1 protein-coding gene is annotated in these 4,405 nt (G+C 75.1%); it reads right to left on the bottom strand.

Going from position 1 to position 4,405, the window contains the following annotated elements:
- The coding region (locus tag AXW62_RS39050) for an SDR family NAD(P)-dependent oxidoreductase (protein WP_289306044.1) at positions 1-4,315 on the bottom strand (4,315 nt) is incomplete at its 3' end.
- Positions 4,316-4,405: the final 90 nt, after the last annotated feature.

The raw sequence follows: 4,405 nt of genomic DNA, 5'->3' as shown, positions 1-4,405 counted from the left end.
CGCCGTCCTGGTTGACCGCCGTGCCACGGATGACCGCGAGGACCTCGTGGCCGTTGCGGCGCGCGTCGGACAGCCGCTCCAGCAGCAGTACCCCGACGCCCTCGCTGAAGGCGGTGCCGTCGGCGCCCTCGCCGAACGCCTTGCACCGGCCGTCCGGTGCCAGCCCGCGCTGGCGGGAGAACTCCACGAACGATGACGGCCGCCCCATCACCGTGGCACCCCCGGCCAGCGCCATCGAGCACTCGCCCTGCCGCAGCGCCTGTACGGCCCAGTGCATGGCCACCAGCGAGGAGGAGCACGCCGTGTCCACCGTCACCGCCGGGCCCTCCAGGCCCAGCACATAGGCCACCCGGCCCGAGGCGACACTCGTCGCCGAGCCGGTGAGCATATAGCCCTCCAGATCCTCCGGGGCGGGCCCGTTCCGCACGCCGTAGTCCTGGTTGATGACGCCGGCGAAGACGCCGATGTCGCCGCCGCCCACCGTCGTCGGGTCCATGCCCGCCCGCTCGAACGCCTCCCAGCAGGCTTCCAGGAACAGCCGTTGCTGCGGGTCCATCGCCAGCGCCTCACGCGGCGAGATGCCGAAGAAGTCCGCGTCGAATCCGGCCGCGTCGTCGAGGAACCCGCCGCGCAGCACGTACGAGGTGCCGCTGTGCTCCGGGTCGGCGTCGAACAGCGCCTCCAGGTCCCAGCCGCGGTCGCGGGGGAAGTCGGTGATGCCGTCGCGTTCCGCGAGCAGCAGGTCCCACAGCCCCTCCGGGTCGGTCACCCCACCGGGCAGGCGGCAGCTCATCGCCACTACGGCGATCGGCTCGTCCGCGGCGGTGCGCACGGCCACTGGGGCCGCCGGGGCGGCCGCCGGGCCGACGCCCAGCTCGGTGCGGAACAACTCGGCGAGGAGAGCCGGGGTCGGATGGTCGAAGAGCAGTGTCGCGGGCAGCCGCAGCCCGGTGGCCGCGTTCAGCCGGTTGCGCAGTTCCACCGCGGTCAGCGAGTCGAAGCCCATCTCCTTGAACGCCACCGTCGGCTCGATCGCCTCCGGACCGGCGTGGCCGAGGACCACCGCGGCCTCGGCCCGCACCAGGTCGAGCAGGAACTCGCGCTGCCCGGCGGGCGACAGCCCGGTCAGCCGGCCGGACAGACCACCGGCCGCGGGGGCCGCGGTCCGCGCGGTGCGCCGGCCCGGCTGGGCCAGCCCGCGCAGCAGCGGGGACAGCTCGGCGTCCGGCGCGCGGAGGGCGGTGAAGTCGATCTTCGCGGCCACGAGCGACGGCAGCCCGGACCGCAGCCCGGCGTCGAACACCCGCAGCGCCTCGGCGTTGTCCATGCCCAGCACCCCGGCCCGCCGGGTGCGGCGTACGTCGGCGTCGTCCATCGTCGCGGTGAGCGCGCTGGTGTCGCTCCACAGGCCCCACGCCAGGGACGTGGCGGGACGGTGGTGGGCGTGCCGCCACTGGGCGAAGGCGTCGAGGAACGCGTTGGCGGCGGCGTAGTTGGCCTGGCCCGCGTTGCCGAGCGTGCCGGCGGCGGAGGAGTACACCACGAAGGCGGCCAGGTCCGCATCGCGGGTGAGGTCGTGCAGGTGGGTGATGGCGTCGACCTTGGGACGGAAGACGGTGTCGAGGCGGTCGGGGGTGAGGGCGGTGAGGACGCCGTCGTCGAGGGTTCCGGCGGTGTGCACGACGGCGGTGAGGGGGTGGTCGGTGGGGATGTCGGCGAGGAGGGTGGCGAGTTGGTCGCGGTCGGCGGTGTCGCAGGCGGCGATGCGGACCTGGGCGCCGAGTGCGGTGAGGCCGTCGGCGAGTTCGGCCGCGCCGGGGGCGTCCGGCCCCTGGCGGCTGGCCAGGAGCAGGTGGCGTGCGCCGTGGCGGTCGACGAGGTGGCGGGCGATGGTGGACCCGAGGGTGCCGGTGCCGCCGGTGACCAGGACCGTGCCCTCGGGGTCCAGGGGGCGGGGGATGGTGAGCACGATCTTGCCGGTGTGCCGCCCCTGGCTCATCCACCGGAAGGCCGTCGGCGCCTGGGTGACGTCCCAGTGGCGTACCGGCAGCGGTTCGATCGCGCCCTGCCGGAACAGCTCCACCAGCTCCGCGAGCAACTCCCGGATGCGGTCCGGCCCCGCGTCGCCGCCCAGGTCGAACCACTGGTAGCCGACCCCGGGGTACGCCTCGGCGACCGCCGCCGGATCACGGATGTCGTTCTTGCCCATCTCCACGAACCGGCCGCCCGCGCCGAGCAGCCCCAGTGAGGCGTCCACATACTCGCCGGTCAGCGAGTTCAGTACGACATCCGGCGCGGGAAACGCGGAGGCGAACCCGAGGTCGCGGCTGGAGGCCAGCCGCTCCGGCGGCACGCCCAGCGCGGTCAGCACATGGTGCTTCGACGGGTGGGCGGTGGCATACACGGTGGCGCCGAAGTGCCGCGCCAGCTGGACGGCGGCCATGCCCACCCCGCCCGCGGCGGCGTGCACCAGCACCGTCTCGCCCTCGGCCAGCCGCCCGAGGTCCCGCAGCCCGTACAGCGCCGTCAGATAGGCCACCGGCACCCCGGCGGCCGTGGCGTACGACCAGCCCTCGGGGATCGGCGCGACGGTGCGCGCGTCGGCGGTGGCCAGCGGCCCGAACGAGCGCGGGAACAGCCCCATCACCCGGTCGCCCACGGCCAGGCCCTCGACCTCCGGGCCGACCTCGGTCACCACACCGGCGCCCTCGCCGCCCAGACCCTCCTGCCCCGCCACGCCGCCGAGCGCGACGAGCACGTCCCGGAAGTTCTGACCGGCGGCGCGCACCTCGATCCGGACCTGACCGGCCGCCAGCGGCGCGGTGGCGGCCGGCTCCGGCCGCAGCACCAGGTTCTCCAGACTGCCCTGCTCCGAGACGTCGAGGTACCAGTGCTCGTGCGCGGGTACGGCGAGCCCGCGCGGCGACCGGACCAGACGCGGCACCCACAGCGACCCGCGGCGCAGCGCCGACTGCGGTTCGCCGGACGCCACCGCGCCGGGCAGGGCGTCCCGCGACGGCTCATCGGCGTCCACCAGGACGATCCGGCCGGGGTGTTCGGACTGGGCGGAGCGGACCAGGCCCCAGACCGCGGCGGCGGCCGGGTCGGTGACCTCGGCGGTGTCCTGCACGGCCACCGCACCACGGGTGAGCAGCACCAGCCGGACGTCGGCGAGTTCCGGCCGGGCGACCCACTCCCGTACCAGCTCCAGCGCGCGGGCGGCCAGCTCCCGGGCCCGCGCGGGCAGGCCGGTGTCCTCCCCGGTGGCCCAGGCCGTGGTGTCGGCGACCACCGCCTCCGGCAGCCCCCCGCCCGCGACGAGTGCGTCCAGATCGGCGCGGGCGTCACTCAGGACAGTCCAGGAGACCTCGGACCGTGGCGCGGCGGGGTGCTCGGTCCAGTCCAGTGTGAACAGCGCGTCGGCGGACCGATCGGCACCGCCGGAGGCGGCCGCGAGCTGTTCCGGACTGATCGCCCGGAGCACCAGGGAGTCCACCGAGGCGACCGGGGAACCGGTGCTGTCGAACAGGCTGATGGTGAACGAGTCCGAGCCGGTGGCACGGGCGCGCACGCGCAGGGCGGTGGCCCCCGCCGCCAGCAGCCGTACGTCGTTCCACACGAAGGGGAGCAGCGTCTGGCCCGGTGCCGGGGGGACACAGAAGTTGCTCGCGTGCAGGGCGGCGTCCAGCAGCGCCGGGTGGATGCCGAACCGGGCGGCGAGCTCCGTCTGCTCCTCCGGCAGCGCGGCCTCCGCGTACACCTCGCCGTCGCGCTTCCACACCGCCTTCAGCCCACGGAAGGCGGGCCCGTACTCGTACCCGGCCTGCGCGAGGTCGTCGTAGAAGCCGTCCAGGGCGACGGGTTCGGCGCCGGGCGGCGGCCATGCGGTCAGGGCGTCCTCGGCGGGACCGGCCACCTGCTCGGCGAGGGTGCCCGGGGCGAGGGTGCCCGAGGCGTGCTCCAGCCACTCCTGGGCCGCGTCGGCCCGGGAGTAGACGCGCACGCTCCGGCGCCCGTCCTCCTCGCCGCCGACGAGGACCTGCACATGCAGCGCACCGTCCTCGGGCAGCGTCATCGGCTGGCCGATGACCAGCTCCTCCAGCGTGGGGGTGCCCGTCTCGTCCCCGGCGCGGATCGCCAGTTCGGCCATCGCGGTGCCGGGCAGCAGGACGGTGCCGGACACCGCGTGGTCGGCCAGCCAGGGGTGGGTGGCCACCGACAGCTGCCCGGTCAGCAGCACACCGCCGGTGTCGGGCACGCTCACCACGGCCCCGGCCAGCGGGTGGCCGGTGTCCTCCAGGCCCACGGCGCTCACATCGCCGGTGGTGGTGCGGGGCAGCCAGTAGTGGTGGTGTTGGAAGGGGTAGGTGGGGAGGGGGTGTGGTGGGGTGGGTGCCGGTGTAGA

Origin of the sequence: Streptomyces hygroscopicus subsp. hygroscopicus (assembly GCF_001553455.1) — a bacterium.
Lineage (GTDB): Bacteria > Actinomycetota > Actinomycetes > Streptomycetales > Streptomycetaceae > Streptomyces > Streptomyces hygroscopicus.
Note: the sequence above shows the minus strand (reverse complement) of the source record. Positions and strands in the feature narration are given on the sequence as shown.